Source organism: Brucella haematophila (assembly GCF_005938105.1).
Taxonomy (GTDB): Bacteria; Pseudomonadota; Alphaproteobacteria; order Rhizobiales; family Rhizobiaceae; genus Brucella; species Brucella haematophila.
In genome coordinates this window covers 172,657-189,157 of sequence record NZ_VCPE01000010.1, presented here as the reverse complement: position 1 = coordinate 189,157, position 16,501 = coordinate 172,657, and the positions used below count along the sequence as shown (strand labels likewise).

The following is a 16,501-nucleotide window of genomic DNA, read 5'->3' as shown; positions in this document are numbered from 1 at the left end:
CGGCCTTTACCCCGTTACAAGAATCGCGCGCAGATCGTTGACATTGGTGCCGGTCGGACCCGGTATGAACAGATCGCCGATGGCGTCAAAGGCTGTCCATGCATCGTTGTTGTTGAGGCGCGCCGCACCATCCTCGCCCGCCTTTTGCAGACGTGAAACCGTGCTGCCATCGGCAAAGGCACCGGCGTTGTCTTCCGAACCGTCAATCCCGTCCGTATCGGCGGCGAGCGCATGAATATTGGCATAGCCATCAATATCAAGCGCAAAGGACAGCAGGAATTCGCTATTGCGCCCGCCTTTACCACCTTTGCCGCGAATGGTGACAGTGGTTTCGCCGCCGGACAGGATGACCACCGGCTTTTTAAACGGACGGTCGCGTTCGACCACTTCACGCGCAATTGCAGCATGGACATGCGCCACTTCGCGCGATTCCCCTTCCATAGCGTCCGACAGGATCACTGCTTCAACGCCGTGCCGGGCAGCCTCTTTCGCTGCCGCTTCCAGCGATACGGCGGCAGATGCAATCACCCGCACTTCGTTTTGCGCGAAAACCGCGTCATCCGGCTTTGGCGCATGCGCTCCTTCGCCGCGAATATGGGCAAGTGCAGCCTCCGGCAATTCCAGCCGGTAGCGTTCGATGATCTTGAGCGCGTCATCGCGGCTGGTTTGGTCAGGCACCGTCGGGCCGGAGGCCACAAATGCCGGATTGTCGCCCGGAATATCCGAGACGACCAGTGAGAACACCTTGGCCGGATGGGCGGCAGCGGCAAGGCGTCCGCCCTTGATGGTCGAAAGATGCTTGCGCACGGCATTCATGGCCGAGATCGGCGCGCCCGACGCCAGCAAGGCCTTGTTGACGGCAATTTCGTCTTGCAGCGTCAGCCCTTCCGGGGGCGACGGCAGCAGCGCCGAGCCGCCGCCGGATATCAGCGCCACCACGAGATCGTCTTCCGTGAGACCCGATACGGCTTCGAACAGGCGTCTGGATGCCACAAGTCCCGCTTCATCCGGAACCGGATGCGCCGCCTCGATAATCTCGATGCGTTCGCAAGGCGTGCCATAGCCATAGCGTGTCACCACGATGCCCTCAATCGGGCCATCCCACGCCCTTTCAAAAGCCGCCGCCATCTGTGCGGAGCCTTTGCCTGCGCCGATGACGATCGTGCGCCCCTTTGGCTTGGCGGGCAAATTGGCGCGGATGACCAGTTCGGGATCGGCAGCCGCCACGGCGGCATCGAAAAGGCTGGTCAGAAATTTCTTCGGATCGGCGATGGCGCTCGTGGCAGTCATGAGAATCCCGGCTTCACAAATCAACGGCGGCACTATTCCCCGCGCGGCATATAAAATCAATGGAGCCGGCCATCTCCCTCCAGATAGCCAGCTCCACGCTCTCCCCTCCAGAGAACCGATCAGGCCCGAGGCTCAGGCAACATCGTGATTGGCCATACGCTCCAGCGCGCGCACCAGACCGGAATGGTCGAGACCGTCATCGCCATGCGCCGCACAGGAATTGAACAGTTCCTGCGCCGTGGCCGTGTTGGGCAGCGAGACACCCAGAGCCTTCGCGCCCTGAAGCGCCAGATTGAGGTCTTTCTGGTGCAGGGAGATGCGGAAACCCGGATCGAAGGTCCGCTTGATCATGCGCTCTCCATGCACTTCGAGAATGCGCGAGGAGGCAAAGCCGCCCATCAGCGCTTCGCGCACCCTGGTCGGATCTGCACCCGCTTTTGAGGCAAAAACCAGCGCTTCGGCAACCGCTTCGATGTTGAGCGCCACGATAATCTGATTGGCGACCTTGGTGGTCTGGCCATCGCCGCAATCACCGACCAGCGTGATATTCTTGCCCATCAGCTTGAGAAGCGGCAACGCCGCATCAAAGCTTGCCTGCGCGCCGCCAGCCATGATGGAGAGGCTGGCATTTTTCGCGCCGACCTCGCCGCCCGATACCGGCGCGTCGATATATTCAGCCCCGGCAGCGCGGACTTTTTTCGCAAATTCCTTTGTCTCGATGGGCGAAATCGAACTCATGTCGATGAGCGTCTTGCCCTTGCCCAGACCTTCAACCGCGCCATTTTCGCCGAAAAGGACTTCGGCCACCTGCGGCGTATCCGGCAGCATGAGGATGGTCGTTTCACATTCCGCGGCCACCGCCTTGGGCGTATCGAGAACCGTCAGCCCCGCATCCAGCAGGTCCTTGTGTGGCGGCTGGCTATGTTTCGAGGTGAAAAGCTGGTGGCCTGCATTCTGCAAATGCTGCGCCATCGGTTTGCCCATGATACCCAGTCCGATAAAGCCGATCTTGGCCATTTCGCTTACTCCCTATTTTATTAAGCGCTGAGACGCTCGGCTTCATATAAGTCTTTGTTTTCACGCATTATCCAACGCAAAACCGCTTCGCACTTTTGCTGGAAATGCTCTGAACCAGCCCAGACCTTCCTCGGTCGTTGTCTTCGGCTTATACTCACAGCCAATCCAGCCCTTGTAGCCCGCTGCCTTCAGCGCTTCGAAGACGTTCGGATAATGGATCTCGCCGGTGCCGGGCTCGTTGCGCCCCGGATTGTCGGCAAGCTGCACATGCGCAATCAGCGGCTTGTAGCGCTCATAGGTGGCGACGAGTTCGCCGCGCGTGCGCTGCTGGTGATAAAGGTCATACTGGATGAACAGGTTGTTGCTGCCCACCTCATCGATGATCGAAACCGCCTGCTCCACCGTGTTCAGATAGAAGCCGGGAATGTCGTAATGGTTGATCGGCTCGATCAGCAGGCGGATGCCGTGCTTTCCCAGTTCCTTCGCCGCCAGCCGCAGATTGCTGACGAAAGTCGCCCGCATCACATCCGGGTCGATGCCCTGCGGTGCGATACCGGCAAGGCAGTTGACCTGCGAACAGTTGAGCGTCGTGGCATAATCGATGGCGTCGGCCACCCCACGACGGAATTCGTCTACACGATCCGGCAGCACCGCAATGCCGCGCTCGCCGCCCGCCCAATTGCCCGCAGGCAGATTGTGCAGCACCTGCGCCAGATTGTGACGGGTCAATGCTGCTTTCAGCTCATGCCGGTTGAACTCGTAGGGGAACAGATATTCCACCCCGGTGAAACCCGCCTTGGCGGCGAGCGCGAAGCGATCCATGAACGGCGCTTCGGTGAAAAGCATGGTGAGATTGGCTGCAAATCTTGGCATGTTAAACTTCTCCAATTCTAATCCAGCAAAGCCGCAATCGCAGTCGGCGCATCCTCGCCGCGTTCGGCCAGTTCCTCGAACTCGACCACCTGATCGATGTCGGCTCCCATGGAAATATTGGTGACGCGTTCCAGAATGAATTCCATCACGACCGGCACCTGATGCTCCTGCATCAACGCCTTGGCCTGCTCGAAACTTTCTGCAAACTGGTTGGGGCTGCGCACCCGGATTGCCTTGCAGCCGAGGCCTTCCGCAACTGCCACATGGTCGACGCCGTACCCCTTCTCTGCATCGCCGGACGCATTGATGTTGTCGAAGGCAAGGCTGACCTCGAAATCCATATTGAAGCCGCGTTGCGCCTGACGGATCAGGCCGAGATAGGAATTGTTCACGACGACATGGATGTAAGGCAGTTTGTGCTGCGCGCCGACCGCCAGTTCCTCGATCATGAACTGGAAGTCATAGTCGCCCGACAGCGCCACGATGGGCCGCTCCGGATCAGCAGCGCGGACACCCAGAGCCGCAGGCAGGGTCCAGCCGAGCGGGCCAGCCTGTCCGCAATTGATCCAGTTGCGCGGGCGATAGACATGCAGAAACTGCGCACCCGCAATCTGGCTGAGGCCGATGGTGGTGACATAGCAGGTGTCGCGACCGAAAGCCTTGTTCATCTCCTCGTAAACCCGCTGGGGTTTCAGCGGCGTCTGGTCGAAATGCGTCTTGCGCAGCATGGTGCGCTTGCGGCCTTCGCATTCCTTCGCCCAGCCGGACCAGTCGCGCAGCTTGCCTGCCGCCTTCCATTCGGTTGCGACGTCGAGCAACTGCTTCAGCGCCTTGCCCGCATCGGACACGATGCCGAAATCCGGCGCAAAGACGCGCCCGATCTGCGTCGGTTCGATATCGACATGGATGAAGGTGCGATCCTTGCGATAGGTATCGACATTGCCGGTATGCCGGTTGGCCCAGCGATTGCCGATGCCGATGACCGCATCGGAAGCCAGCAGGTTGGCATTGCCATAACGGTGCGAGGTCTGAAGACCGCACATGCCCGCCATCAGACGGTGATCGTCCGGGATGACGCCCCAGCCCATCAGGGTCGGGATGACCGGAATGCCGGTGATCTCGGCGAATTCGACCAGAAGATCCGACGCATCGGCATTGATGATGCCGCCGCCTGCGACAATCAGCGGACGTTCCGCTGCATTCAGCATGGCAATCGCCTTTTCGGCCTGCGCCCGCGTGGCGGCTGGCTTATAGGCTTCCATCGGCTGATAGGTGTCGATGTCGAACTCGATTTCGGCCATCTGCACGTCGATTGGCAGATCGATCAGCACCGGACCGGGACGGCCCGACTTCATGATATGAAACGCCTTTTGGAAGACAAATGGCACCAGCGCCGGTTCCATGACCGTGACCGCCCATTTGGTGACAGGCGCCGCGATCTTGGCGATATCGACCGCCTGAAAATCTTCCTTGTCGAGACGCGCGCGTGGCGCCTGACCCGTCACGCAGAGGATCGGAATGGAATCAGCGGATGCCGAATAAAGGCCAGTGATCATATCCGTGCCCGCCGGGCCGGAGGTGCCGATGCACAGGCCGATATTGCCATGCTTTGCCCGCGTATAGCCTTCGGCCATATGCGAAGCGCCCTCAACGTGACGCGCCAGGACATGGCGGATCGAACCGCGCGCTTTCATCGCTGAATAAAATGGATTGATAGCCGCGCCCGGCACGCCGAAAGCGCAATTGATCCCTTCCCTCTCCAGCACAAGCACGGCTGCATCGACTGCACGCATTCTGGCCATGGCCAATCCTCCTATGGAAACATTCTCCATTTACAAAAGCTATAATTTAAAAATGGAAATGCATACCATTATATGGAAATAAAGATTTTCAACGGAATGGAGATAATCGGCGATACCCTCTGCGCCTTTCCGACTGACAATGGATGCGATAGTGGTAACTCTGAAGTTCAGGCGGGATTCGGAGACGGGTGATGGAACAGGCCAAAGCAAAGCGGGGCCGCAAGGCGGCGGAGAATGCCGCGCCCTCATCCGTGCAGGTTCTGGACCGCAGCCTCAAGCTTCTGGCGCTGATCGCCGATAATGACGGTTCGACCCTGACAGACCTTGCTGACGCGAGCGGCATGGCCCCTTCCACGGTGCACCGTCTGTTATCCTCGCTCGCCAATCACGGCATGGTTTCCCACGATGTGGAAACCGGCGACTGGACCATCGGCGTCAAGGCTTTCGAGATTGGCAATGCCTTTCGCCGTTTCCGCAAGCTGGGCACGCTGGCGCGCCCCTATTTAAAGCAGCTCATGGAAACAAGCGGCGAGACCGCGAATATCGGCGTCGAGGATGATGGCGATGTCGTGTTCATCTCGCAGATCGAAAGTCACGCGCCGATGCGCGCCTTCTTTCGTCCGGGGCGGCGTGGACCGATCCACGCATCGGGCATCGGCAAGGCAATTCTGTCAACGTGGTCGGATGGCGAAATTGCCCGCGCGCTTTCGGGAAAGGTGCTGGAGCATTTCACCCAGCGCACGCTCGATGGCCTGCCCGCACTTTTGAAAGACATTCAGGCGACGCGTATGCGCGGCTGGTCCATCGATGACGAGGAACACACGCTCGGCATGTGCTGTATCGCCGCGCCGATTTTCAACGAATATGGCGAGGGCATTGCGGGCATTTCCGTTTCCGGTCCCGCCGTGCGCCTGCCAAAGAAGAAGCTTGAAGAGCTGGGGCCGCTCATCCGCGCGACCGCCGATCAACTGACCCGCGTCATTGGCGGCAAGCGGCCGGAAGAACTCTGAGGATTTGTTGAGATTCTGGTTATGACGAGCCGAAAATGGTGTTTTTCGAGAACCGGAGCGGAGTGTACTTAAAGGTACATGAGCACCGGAAGCGCAGAAAAGCGCCATTTGCAGGCCGTCAGAGCCGGAATATCAGCAAATCCTAGGCAAGTTCCGCCTTGAGCGGCCTACCCGCCACATAGGTTTCAACAATCGCGCGGTCATCACCGACCGTTTGCAGCAGGAACAGCTCCTGTTCCAGCGTAGCCCCTGCTGCCATGCGCAGACGCATCGGCGATGTGGCGGCTGAGTCCAGCACCACGATATCGGCTTCCGTGCCTTCGTCCAGCGTGCCGATCTTGTCTTCCATCGACAGCGCCCGAGCATTGCCAAGCGTCATCATGTAGAAGGACTGGAACGGGTTCAGACGCTGTTCGCGCAACTGCAAAATCTTGTAACCCTCGTCCATGGTACGCAACATGGAGAAGCTTGTGCCGCCGCCGACATCGGTCGCCACAGCCATGCGCACGCCCGACGCCTTCAGGCGATCACGGTCGAACAGGCCGGAACCGAGAAACAGGTTCGAGGTCGGGCAGAACACGGCCACCGAGCCGGTTTCCGACATCACGCCCACTTCGCGTTCTTCCAGATGGATGGAATGGCCAAGCAGCGTCTTGTTTCCCAGCAACCCGTAATGCTCGTAAATGCCGAGATAATCCGGCGCATCCGGATAGAGCGACTTGGTGAAGGCGATTTCGTCGTGGTTCTCCGACAGATGCGTCTGGATGAAGCATTCGGGATGTTCACGGGCCAGCGCCTGACTGGCTTCGAGCTGTTCCGGGGTCGAAGTAATGGCGAAGCGTGGCGTGATCACATAGTCGAGGCGGTCCTTGCCGTGCCAGCGCGCGATCAGTTCCTTGCTGTCGTCGTAACCGGATTGCGCCGTATCACACAAAGCGGGCGGCGCGTTGCGGTCCATCATCACCTTGCCGCCCAGCATGCGCATGTTGCGATGCTGCGAAGCGCGGAAATAGGCGTCGACGCTCTGCGGATGCACCGAGCAGTAAGCGACAGCCGTGGTGGTGCCGTGGCGGATCAGTTCGTCCAGAAAGCGCTCGGCGATGAATTCCGCGTGCTGCTCATCGGCGAATTTCTGTTCGGCCACGAATGTATAGGTGTTAAGCCATTCCAGAAGATTGGCGGCATAGGACGCGACCACCTGGGTCTGCGGATAATGGATATGCGTATCGATGAAGCCCGGCAGGATCAGATGCGGGCGATGATCGGCCAGTTTCACATCGCTGCCCGCTTCCGCGCTTAATTCGGCGTAATCGCCAAGGCGCGCAATGCGTCCGTCTTCGACCAAAATGGCGCCATCTTCGATATAGCGATAGGAAGCGCTGTCATCGAGACTTTGCGGCTCATCGCGAAAGGTCAGCACGCGGCCACGGATGAGAAGTCTGGTCATTGTTACTTTGCTCCAGCAGTAGCGGATTCATACCAGGAGGCGAGAAGCTGGCGCTCCTGATCCGTTACCCCGGTGACATTGGCGGGCGGCATGGCATGGGAGCGACCGGCCTGCAAATAGATTTCGCGCGCATGGGCGGCGATTTCCCGGTCCGTTTCAAGCGTCACGCCTTTTGGCGGCGTGATCATGCCTTCCCAGCCGGGCTGCGCCGCGTGACACATAGCGCAGCGTCCCAAAACGGTATCCCGCACTTTGCCAAAGTGCGGGTCCGAGATGAAAGTTTGCTGTAAAGCGGAAACCTTCTGTTCTTCCGGTTGGCCGGTCAGAATCTTCGGGGCCGTGGAAAGCCACATGATGATGATGAACAGGATGACCGTCACCAGCCAGGTCCAGGTCGACTTGCCCTTGCGGGCATGCTGGGTGTTGAACCAATGGCGGATGGTCACGCCCATCAGGAACACCAGCGATGCGATGATCCAGTTATACTGCGTGCCGAAAGCCAGCGGATTGTGGTTCGACAGCATCAGGAACAGAACCGGCAGCGTCAGATAGTTGTTATGCGTCGAGCGCTGCTTGGCGATCTTGCCGTATTTCGGATCGGGCTTGCGGCCGGCGATGAGATCGGCCACCACGATTTTCTGGTTCGGGATGATGATCATGAACACGTTGGCCGACATGATCGTCGCCGTGAAAGCGCCCAGATGCAGGAAGGCTGCGCGGCTCGTGAACAGATGCGTATAGCCCCAGGCCACGAACACCAGCACGACATAGAGCATGACCATCAAAAGCGTATCGCTCTTGCCCAGCATCAGCTTGCAGATGGTGTTATAGGCGACCCAGCCAAACGCCAGCGAGCCGATGGAAATTGCAATGGCGACCGGAACAGACACATCGAGCACATTCGGATCGATCAGGTAAAGATCGGCGCCCGTGTAATAGACGATGCAAAGCAGCGTGAAGCCCGACAGCCAGGTGGCGTAGGATTCCCATTTGAACCAGGTGAGATGTTCCGGCATCTCGGCTGGCGCAACCAGATATTTCTGGATGTGATAGAAGCCGCCGCCATGGACCTGCCATTCCTCGCCATGAGCGCCAACCGGCAAGCCGGGACGCTGGCGCAGACCGAGATCAAGCGCGATGAAGTAGAAAGACGAGCCGATCCACGCAATCGCGGTAATGACATGCAGCCACCGCGCTGCGAAGCCCAGCCAGTCCCAGGCTACGGCAAAATCATACATCAGGCACTCCCATTGTTCGCCCCATTGTTCGTTATCCTATTATGTGCCAAAGCTTTGCGTCCGAGGGAACGTCACAACACGACCATCACTTTCAAAAAAAACTAGACAATCGTGGAGGGGACGCATGTCTTATCTTGATAATCTGCGCGTTTTCGTGCGCGTTGTCGAATTGGGAAATCTTTCTGCCGCCGGGCGCGACCAGCGCGCCTCTCCGGCGGTTGCGAGCAATCGAATCAAGGAGTTGGAGAAGCATCTTGGCGTCCGGCTCTTCAACCGTACCACGCGCAAGCTGACCCCGACCGAGCATGGCCGCATATTCTATGACGGCGCGTTGAAAATCCTTGAAGCGGTAGATGAGGCGGAAGCAGCCGTCGCGGAACTTGCGAAAAATCCCAAGGGATCGATTCGCATTACCGCGCCTTTGGGGCTTGGCCGCAGGCTCATCGCATCGGGCATTCCGGAGTTTCACGACAAATATCCGGACATCGAAGTGCGCCTGCGACTATCTGACCACGAGATCGACATTATGAGCGAAAGCGTGGATGTCGCCTTCAAACTCGGGGTTCTGGAAAACTCCAACTTGCGCATGCGCGGCATCCTGAATTGTGAGCGCGTAATCTGCGCTGCGCCGCAATATCTTGAAAAACATGGAGTTCCGCAATCGCCGGAAGAGCTTCTGGGCGACACGCATGACTGTTTGCTGCTGCGTTTTCCGGGGTCGAAGGAATATTACTGGTCGCTTCAAACATCGGAAGGTCTTCGCAAATTCGAAGTAACCGGGCCTTATGATTCCGATGATGGCGACGTATTGACGCAATGGGCGCTGGGCGGGCGCGGCATCATCAACAAGCCGCTGTTCGAGGTGAAGGAATATCTCCGCGACGGTCGGCTGATACCGCTTCTCGAAAGCACGCCGCCGGCACCGATCCAGCTTGCGGCGATCTATCCGCACAAGCGTTTTCAGGACCCGAAGGTGCGTCTGATCATCGATTTCATGACGGAGCGCTGCCAGCGGCTGATACGGGAAGCGCTGGCCTGAGTAATCAACAGGCTTACAAGTGAGTAAACATTCCAGCTACCAATAAATACAAATTACCGCTATATCTACTCTGAATTTTTTTAAAGGATAATTCTAAATATTAAATCAACGGTAACCTATTCTAGAAAAATTTAAAATATTTTTTTGAGGAAAAAATGAAAAAAGGCTCATTATGCGCCGGTTTGATTGCATCTCTTCTATTATTTTTATGCTCAAATGCTTATTCTTTGGTTATTGACGAAGCGACTTTCAAATACTATGGCGGAGATACAGCCGATATAGAAGACGGTCTCAAAACTCACAATGATAAGCTACGCGAGTTTAGTTACGAAACCCCTTGGCTTGCTGTTGGTAACATTGGCGAATGCACTGCAACCTGGTTGGGCGATGAGGCCGGTTGGAGTTATATCCTCACTGCAGCCCATTGCTCCGGGTATCAGGGAACCGACACGCCCTACGAAGGTCTTTTTTGGGCGTGGGATGGAACCATTATTGCGTCGGGCGAAGGTCGAGCATACGTGCCGCCGCAACGCGTCAATGTGCCAACCGGCATGGGTGGCGCATCAACGGATATCGCTATCCTGAAGCTACCTTCAAAAAATCCTATAGTAGATGCCGCTGGTCAGCCGATTGAACGGCCAATTTTGAACGATGCGCTGGACGAAGAAGGACGCGATGTCATCTTTGCTGGCTATGGTACATGGGGCGTTGGCTTGAATCAAAGCAGTGGTTACTGGCCGGAGAAAGGCGAAAGACGACTGTATGCACGCAGTCGGATTGATAGTATTTTTGAGCTAGAGTACGGGATTGGCGCATCATACCAGCCAGACGGGCCCTCAGCGTCTTGGGCACGAGTAGCAGCTGGAGATAGTGGGTCAGCTTGGTGGCAAATTCGTGGAAACCACCCGGTCATCATTGCAACCACCAACGGCGGTGGATCAAAAAATTCTACCGGTGCGCGTGTTTCCAAATACGTGGATTGGATTAAGTCAATTTACCCGAACGCTCGCTTTTTATCCAATGAGAAGCCACAGGGCTGCATCGTAACTTTGAATACAGATTTGAAGTACTGTTTGCCGATCGGAGAAAAGATAAGCGAATTACCACCGGATTTTTATGGACAGGAGATTTACGTGGATGCCGGACCGGACACTACTGTGATGTTGTCAGATTATGAGAACCTCGCATACAACCGTTTGGCGGAATTTCACGGAACTGTCTTAAACGATGAACTTAAGAGTGTAGAAGCAAATAACGGCCAAGTTCTCGATTTCTCGAGACCGCATTCGATGCAAGTTTTGTCTAATACAATTCCCGTCAGCTGCATTATCAGCCTGACATCCTCGGCGCAATATTGCCGAACGATAGAACAGGACTATCCTTACTCGTTGCCGTCTTGGATATATGGGCATGAAGTACAGGTGCAGGCAGCGCCTGAAACTATGGTGAGGCTATCGGATTGGGATAATCTCTCATATAATCGGATTGCTGATTTTTCAGGGTTTGTACAAAATTGGGATCTAAAGCGGGTAGAGGCCCATAACGGTATTAACATAGATTTTTCCAGGCCGTATTCGATGCGTGTCTTACGACAAGTGCGACCAACTGCAACGAGCCATTAAGCAAATGCTAACGTGCATCTGATGCTTGAGATTCTAAAACACGAACAGAGCATAATGCGGCGGTCAGCACTTCGGCCGCCGCAAGCGCTGCGATGACTTCGGGGCGTTTGTCCTTCACGACAGCACCGCCGACCGGGCAGATCAGATCTTCAAACAGATCATCGCTGCCGAACTCGCGTTTCAACCAATTTTTGAAAGTCGCCTTCTTGGTCTTCGAGCCGATCATGCCGACATAGATCGCATCGCGGCGTTGCAGCGCCTCGGCGGCGATCAGAAAATCAAGCGCGTGATCATGCGTGAGGATGATGAACGCACTGCCCGGCGGTGCGGAGCGCACCACCTGTTCCGGCATCGCCGCGAGGCAGGTTTCGACACCCGGCGCGTCGACAGCCATCAGCTCCGCCTCGCGCGTATCCACCAGCACCACCCGTACCGGCGTCAGCGACAGCGCATAGGCCAGCGCATCGCCGACATGGCCTGCGCCAAAGACATAGACATGTGGACGGGTGGCGATTTCCGCATCGACCTTGCTGACCAGTTCATCCGCAAGGCCGCGATTGACGCGTCTGAAATTCAAGGCCACATGCCCACCGCAGCATTGGCCGATCTCCGGCCCTAAAGGCACGTCCATCGGTGAATCGCGACCGCCAGCAAGTATTTTCCGGGCATGGTCGATGGCCATATATTCGAGCTGTCCACCACCGATGGTGCGGAAGATCATGTCGCGGGCGACGAGCATCCAGGCCCCGGCATCGCGGGGCGCAGAGCCCTTCACATCCGTGACCTCCACCAGCACGCTGTCGTGGCGACGGTTCAGGAACGCCCGGATATCGTCCCGCCTGCCCAGCGTGCCGCTGCTCATGGTGCTACCCCTTTTGCCCGCGCAGCCGCTCGATAGCCATCAGCACACGCTCAGGTGTGGCTGGCGCATCGAGACGCGGGCTGATCTTGTGATCGGCAACGCTCGCCACCGCATCCGACAGTGCATAAAGCACCGACATGCCGTGCGGCAGCGGCGGCTCGCCCACCGCCTTTGAGCGATGAATGGTCGGCTCATAGGCTTCCGACCAGTCGGTCAGCGCCACATTGAAAATCTTGGGCCGGTCGGATGCCAGCGGGATCTTGTAGGTGGACGGCGCATGGGTGCGCAGCCGCCCCTTATTGTCCCAGACCAGTTCTTCTGTGGTGAGCCAGCCCATGCCCTGCACAAAGCCGCCTTCGATCTGGCCGATATCGATGACACGGTTGAGCGACCGTCCGGTATCGTGGAGGATATCGGTGCGTTCCACCACATATTCGCCGGTCAGCGTATCGACCGAGACTTCCGAACAGGCCGCGCCATAAGCGTAGTAATAGAAGGCATGGCCTTTGCCCTTGGCACGATCCCAGTGGATTTTCGGCGTCTTGTAATGCCCGGCAGCGGAAAGCTGTACGCGGCCGATATAGGCCTGTTTCACCAGTTCGTTGAAGCTGATTTCCTGATTGCCGACGCGGATGCGGTTGGGCAGGAAGACAACCTGATCTTCGGGCACCTGATGCTGCTCGGCAGCAAAACGGATCAGCCGCTTCTTGATCTGACGCGCGGCATCCTGCGCCGCCATGCCGTTGAGATCAGCGCCGGACGATGCCGCCGTTGGCGCAGTGTTCGGCACCTTGGCAGTGGTGGTCGCGGTGATCTTCACCCGGTCGAGATCGATCTGGAATTCTTCCGCCACGACCTGCGCCACTTTCAGATGGAGCCCCTGCCCCATTTCAGTGCCGCCGTGGTTCATATGCACCGAGCCGTCATTATAGACATGCACCAGCGCACCAGCCTGATTGGACTCGGTCTTGGTGAAGGAAATGCCGAATTTCACCGGCGTCAACGCCATGCCGCGCTTCACAGTGCGGCTTTTGGCGTTGAATGCGCGGATTGCCTCACGCCGCGCGGCGTAATCGGCGCTCTCTTCCAGTTCCGCGACGATGCGCTGGATGATGCAGTCTTCCACCTTCTGGTGATAGGGCGTGATATTGCGCGTTGCGCCTTCGGTCCCCATCGCATCGTAGAAATTGAGCTTGCGGATGTCGAGCGGGTCCTTGCCGACCGCAAAGGCCACTTCCTCGATGACACGTTCCGCACCGACCATGCCCTGCGGACCGCCAAAACCGCGGAACGCTGTATTGGACACGGTGTTGGTGTAAAGCGGCGCGGACTGCGCATGCACTGCCGGGAAGAAATAGGCATTGTCGCAATGGAACAGCGCGCGATCGCCGACCGGCCCCGAAAGATCCGCCGAGAAACCGGCATTAAGCGCGAACATATAGTCGACGCCCAGAATATTGCCTTCGTCGTCGAAGCCGACCTCGTAATCAATCATGAAATCATGACGCTTGCCGGTGGCAGTCATGTCCTCGTCGCGGTCGAGACGGATTTTCACCGCGCGCTTGTGCTTCTTGGCGGCGATAGCGGCAATGGCAGCCCATTGATTGGCCTGCGTTTCCTTGCCGCCGAAGCCGCCGCCCATGCGGCGCACTTCAACCGTGACCGAATGGCTCGGCACGCCCAGCGCATGGGCAACCAGATGCTGCGTTTCGCTCGGTCCCTGTGTGGAGCAATAGATGGTGACATCTTCATCCTCGCCGGGAACAGCCAGCGAAGCCTGCCCTTCAAGATAGAAATGGTCCTGACCGCCAACCATCATGCGGCCCTTCACCTTGCGCGGCGCATCATCGATAGCCTTGCGGGCATCGCCGCGATTGAGCGTGAGCGGCGTGAAGACGAGACGGTCCTTGGCGCCATCAAGGCCTGCAATGGAAAACAGGCCCGGCATTTCCTCATATTCAACCTTGGCCAGACGCGCGGCGCGGCGGGCCTGATCGCGGGTGCGGGCAATGACGGCAAAGATCGGCTGCCCGTGGAACTGTACCGTGTCCACTGCGAAGATCGGATCGTCATGCATGCCGGACGGCGAGACATCGTTTTCGCCGGGAATGTCCTTATAGGTCAGCACATCGACAACGCCGGGCGCTGCACGCACGGCGGAAAGGTCGACAGACTTGATACTGGCATGGGCGACCGACGCAAGGCCGACACCGACATGCAGCGTGCCTTCGGGTTCCGGAATATCGTCGATATAGACCGCATCGCCCGTCACATGCTTATGCGCGGAATCATGCCTCTGATCGGTGGCGACACCACCTTTGATAGCGGCAGCTTTGATCGTGCTTGCAGGATGTTTGTTCATGCCTGCCTCCTTCAAACCGCTTCGATATGCTGAGCGCGCAAGGGTTCGGCTTGCCCTTGCGTTTCGTCATAGAAACGGCGCAACAAATTCTTCGAGACCATCAGGCGATAATCCGCCGTGGCGCGCATATCGCTGAGCGGCTGATAGTCCTGCTCATAGGCACCGATTGCGGCCTCCACCGTTTCTTCGCTCCATGACTGACCCAACAGGGCAGCCTCAACTGCAAAGGCGCGTTTCGGCGTCGCCGCCATGCCGCCATAGGCGATGCGGATGGAAGCGACCTTGCCTGCCGCGTCGAGCGTCATATGGAATGCACCCAGCGCTGCGGTGATATCTTCCTCGAAACGCTTGGACACCTTGTAGATCGCAAAGTGGTTGCCTTCCGCCGGAATTGGCACATGCACCGCCTCGACGAATTCGCCGGGCTGACGGTCCTGCTTGCCATAGGCGATGAAGAAATCTTCAAGCGGAATGGTGCGGCGGCTATCGCCCTTGCGCAGCGTCAGACGTGCATTGAGTGCGATCAGCGGTGGTGGCGTATCGCCAATCGGCGAACCATTGGCGATATTGCCGCCGATGGTGCCCATATTGCGCACTTGTTCCCCGCCGATGCGGTTGATGAGACCGCTGAGCTGCGGAATGCGCCTGGCGAGGAAGGAGAAGGCCTCCGTATAGGTTACGCCCGCGCCAATGGTGACGACGTTGTTGTCCTCGGAAATAGAACGCAATTCCGTGAGATGGCCGATAAAGACGACCGGCGAAATATCGCGCATCATCTTCGTGACCCAGAGGCCCACATCGGTGGAACCGGCCACCACGGTCGCCTTCGGCTCATCGGCCAGCAGTGCTGCGAAATCATCGAGATCGGCAGGCACAACCAGACGGTCCTTGCCCTCGCCCACTTCGACGCGCGAACCGTCGCGCATGGATTTCAACTGTTCGAGCACATGGGCGCGTTCTGCCGCCAGCGGATCTTCCGTCGTGTTACCGTAATCGGAAATGGCGCGAGCGGCGCGAATGATCGCCTCATAGCCGGTGCAGCGGCAGAGATTGCCTTGCAGCGCCTTTTCGATGGCCGGATCGGCGGGCTTGGGATTGCGCATCCACAGCCCGTAAAGCGACATGACGAAGCCCGGCGTACAGAAGCCGCACTGTGACCCGTGAAAGTCGATCATCGCCTTTTGCACCGGATGCAGACCGCCATCCGCCCCGCGCAGATGCTCGACCGTTACCACATGGCAACCATCCAGCGAACCGACGAAGCGAATGCAGGCATTGACGCTTTCATAAACCAGCTCGCTGCCCACGATCTTGCCGACCAGCACCGTGCAAGCGCCGCAATCGCCTTCGGCGCAGCCTTCCTTGGTGCCGCGCAGCTTGCAGGCCAGACGCAGATAATCGAGCAGCGTTTCCGTTGGCGAAACCCGGTCGAGTTCAACCCGCTCGCCATTGAGAAGAAAACATATTCTGTTTCTCACAGACTGAACCATCCTGCTCAGCTCCCGCGATAGGTCGAATAGGAAAAAGGCGAAACCAGAAGCGGCACATGATAATGCGCCTTTTCATCAGAAACACCAAAGCGCAACGGCACCACATCGAGAAACGGCACGCCGTCTTCGTCTTTGCCGAAATATTCGCCGACATGAAACAGGAGTTCATAGGAACCACGTTGCAGGTCGCCATTGGCAAGTAGCGGCTCGCCGCTGCGCCCGTCCTGATTGGTGCGGATTTCCTTGATGCTGTGCGGCGTGTGATTCTCGATCCGGCGCAGTTCGATACGCAATCCAGCAGCCGGTTTGCCGCTGACCGTATCGAGCACATGGGTCGTCAACCGACCCGTCTTGCCCTCGTCGCCGTGATGTCCCTGACCCATTTGCACTCCTGACCCCTTGCGCGATTCTCCGGCCCATGAACCTTGTCCATGAAACGGATCCGCTGC

Annotated in this window: 13 protein-coding genes; 3 read left to right on the top strand and 10 right to left on the bottom strand. The window is 57.9% G+C overall.

From position 1 onward, the window contains the following. Positions 1 to 6: 6 nt before the first annotated feature. The 4 genes from FGI60_RS16085 to gcl all read right to left on the bottom strand — a co-directional run bounded on the left by FGI60_RS16085 (position 7) and on the right by gcl (position 4,982). Complete coding sequence (locus FGI60_RS16085) at positions 7 to 1,290, bottom strand: glycerate kinase type-2 family protein (protein ID WP_138786049.1); 1,284 nt, start codon at positions 1,288 to 1,290, stop codon at positions 7 to 9. A gap of 132 nt (positions 1,291 to 1,422) precedes the next feature. Continuing rightward, a complete protein-coding gene (locus tag FGI60_RS16080; RefSeq protein WP_138786048.1) occupies positions 1,423 to 2,307 on the bottom strand; it encodes a 2-hydroxy-3-oxopropionate reductase in 885 nt (294 codons plus the stop codon). A 60-nt stretch (positions 2,308 to 2,367) separates the two neighbouring features. Beyond that, positions 2,368 to 3,180 carry a hydroxypyruvate isomerase gene (hyi, locus tag FGI60_RS16075; protein ID WP_138786047.1) on the bottom strand — a complete coding sequence of 271 codons (813 nt, stop codon included), beginning with the start codon at positions 3,178 to 3,180 and terminating at the stop codon, positions 2,368 to 2,370. Between the two features lie 17 nt (positions 3,181 to 3,197). Beyond that, complete coding sequence (gene gcl / locus FGI60_RS16070; RefSeq protein ID WP_138786046.1) at positions 3,198 to 4,982, bottom strand: glyoxylate carboligase; 1,785 nt, start codon at positions 4,980 to 4,982, stop codon at positions 3,198 to 3,200. Between the two features lie 191 nt (positions 4,983 to 5,173). Between gcl and FGI60_RS16065 the strand changes: the two genes are divergently transcribed. Next, the gene (locus FGI60_RS16065) at positions 5,174 to 5,992 is read left to right on the top strand and encodes an IclR family transcriptional regulator (protein WP_138786045.1); all 819 of its coding nucleotides are present in this window, start codon (positions 5,174 to 5,176) and stop codon (positions 5,990 to 5,992) included. A 142-nt stretch (positions 5,993 to 6,134) separates the two neighbouring features. Here FGI60_RS16065 and guaD read toward each other — a convergent pair whose 3' ends face one another. Then, positions 6,135 to 7,439, bottom strand: a complete 1,305-nt coding sequence (gene guaD / locus FGI60_RS16060) for a guanine deaminase (protein ID WP_138786044.1) — start codon at positions 7,437 to 7,439, stop codon at positions 6,135 to 6,137. Between the two features lie 2 nt (positions 7,440 to 7,441). Further along, positions 7,442 to 8,677: a urate hydroxylase PuuD gene (locus tag FGI60_RS16055; RefSeq protein ID WP_138786043.1), complete on the bottom strand. Its 1,236-nt coding sequence runs from the start codon at positions 8,675 to 8,677 to the stop codon at positions 7,442 to 7,444. 124 nt (positions 8,678 to 8,801) lie between these two features. On the opposite strand from FGI60_RS16055, the gene FGI60_RS16050 reads away from it, so the two are divergent. Together FGI60_RS16050 and FGI60_RS16045 are read left to right on the top strand one after the other, a co-directional pair. Then, a complete protein-coding gene (locus FGI60_RS16050) occupies positions 8,802 to 9,716 on the top strand; it encodes a LysR family transcriptional regulator (protein ID WP_078337959.1) in 915 nt (304 codons plus the stop codon). A gap of 155 nt (positions 9,717 to 9,871) precedes the next feature. After that, positions 9,872 to 11,338, top strand: a complete 1,467-nt coding sequence (locus FGI60_RS16045) for a trypsin-like serine protease (protein WP_138786042.1) — start codon at positions 9,872 to 9,874, stop codon at positions 11,336 to 11,338. Between the two features lie 7 nt (positions 11,339 to 11,345). Here FGI60_RS16045 and xdhC read toward each other — a convergent pair whose 3' ends face one another. Genes xdhC through uraH form a run of 4 tightly spaced genes read right to left on the bottom strand, consistent with a single transcriptional unit; the run spans position 11,346 to position 16,435 of the window. Next, positions 11,346 to 12,200, bottom strand: coding sequence for a xanthine dehydrogenase accessory protein XdhC (xdhC, locus tag FGI60_RS16040; protein ID WP_138786041.1), 855 nt, complete (start codon positions 12,198 to 12,200; stop codon positions 11,346 to 11,348). A gap of 4 nt (positions 12,201 to 12,204) precedes the next feature. Further along, positions 12,205 to 14,562: a xanthine dehydrogenase molybdopterin binding subunit gene (xdhB, locus tag FGI60_RS16035; protein WP_138786040.1), complete on the bottom strand. Its 2,358-nt coding sequence runs from the start codon at positions 14,560 to 14,562 to the stop codon at positions 12,205 to 12,207. Between the two features lie 11 nt (positions 14,563 to 14,573). Beyond that, positions 14,574 to 16,052: a xanthine dehydrogenase small subunit gene (xdhA, locus tag FGI60_RS16030; RefSeq protein ID WP_138786039.1), complete on the bottom strand. Its 1,479-nt coding sequence runs from the start codon at positions 16,050 to 16,052 to the stop codon at positions 14,574 to 14,576. Positions 16,053 to 16,057: 5 nt separating this feature from the next. Beyond that, on the bottom strand, positions 16,058 to 16,435 hold the full coding sequence (gene uraH, locus FGI60_RS16025; RefSeq protein WP_078337955.1) for a hydroxyisourate hydrolase: 378 nt from the start codon (positions 16,433 to 16,435) through the stop codon (positions 16,058 to 16,060). Between the last annotated feature and the right edge of the window lie 66 nt (positions 16,436 to 16,501).

Excerpts from the sequence above, each read along its gene's own strand:
- FGI60_RS16085 (WP_138786049.1), bottom strand. The coding sequence starts at position 1,290 with ATGACTGCCACGAGCGCCATCGCCGATCCGAAGAAATTTCTGACCAGC.
- FGI60_RS16080 (WP_138786048.1), bottom strand. The coding sequence starts at position 2,307 with ATGGCCAAGATCGGCTTTATCGGACTGGGTATCATGGGCAAACCGATG.
- guaD (WP_138786044.1), bottom strand. The coding sequence starts at position 7,439 with ATGACCAGACTTCTCATCCGTGGCCGCGTGCTGACCTTTCGCGATGAG.
- FGI60_RS16050 (WP_078337959.1), top strand. The coding sequence starts at position 8,802 with ATGTCTTATCTTGATAATCTGCGCGTTTTCGTGCGCGTTGTCGAATTG.
- xdhA (WP_138786039.1), bottom strand. The coding sequence starts at position 16,052 with ATGGTTCAGTCTGTGAGAAACAGAATATGTTTTCTTCTCAATGGCGAG.
- gcl (WP_138786046.1), bottom strand. The coding sequence starts at position 4,982 with ATGGCCAGAATGCGTGCAGTCGATGCAGCCGTGCTTGTGCTGGAGAGG.
- xdhB (WP_138786040.1), bottom strand. The coding sequence starts at position 14,562 with ATGAACAAACATCCTGCAAGCACGATCAAAGCTGCCGCTATCAAAGGT.
- FGI60_RS16065 (WP_138786045.1), top strand. The coding sequence starts at position 5,174 with ATGGAACAGGCCAAAGCAAAGCGGGGCCGCAAGGCGGCGGAGAATGCC.
- FGI60_RS16045 (WP_138786042.1), top strand. The coding sequence starts at position 9,872 with ATGAAAAAAGGCTCATTATGCGCCGGTTTGATTGCATCTCTTCTATTA.
- FGI60_RS16055 (WP_138786043.1), bottom strand. The coding sequence starts at position 8,677 with ATGTATGATTTTGCCGTAGCCTGGGACTGGCTGGGCTTCGCAGCGCGG.
- xdhC (WP_138786041.1), bottom strand. The coding sequence starts at position 12,200 with ATGAGCAGCGGCACGCTGGGCAGGCGGGACGATATCCGGGCGTTCCTG.
- hyi (WP_138786047.1), bottom strand. The coding sequence starts at position 3,180 with ATGCCAAGATTTGCAGCCAATCTCACCATGCTTTTCACCGAAGCGCCG.
- uraH (WP_078337955.1), bottom strand. The coding sequence starts at position 16,435 with ATGGGTCAGGGACATCACGGCGACGAGGGCAAGACGGGTCGGTTGACG.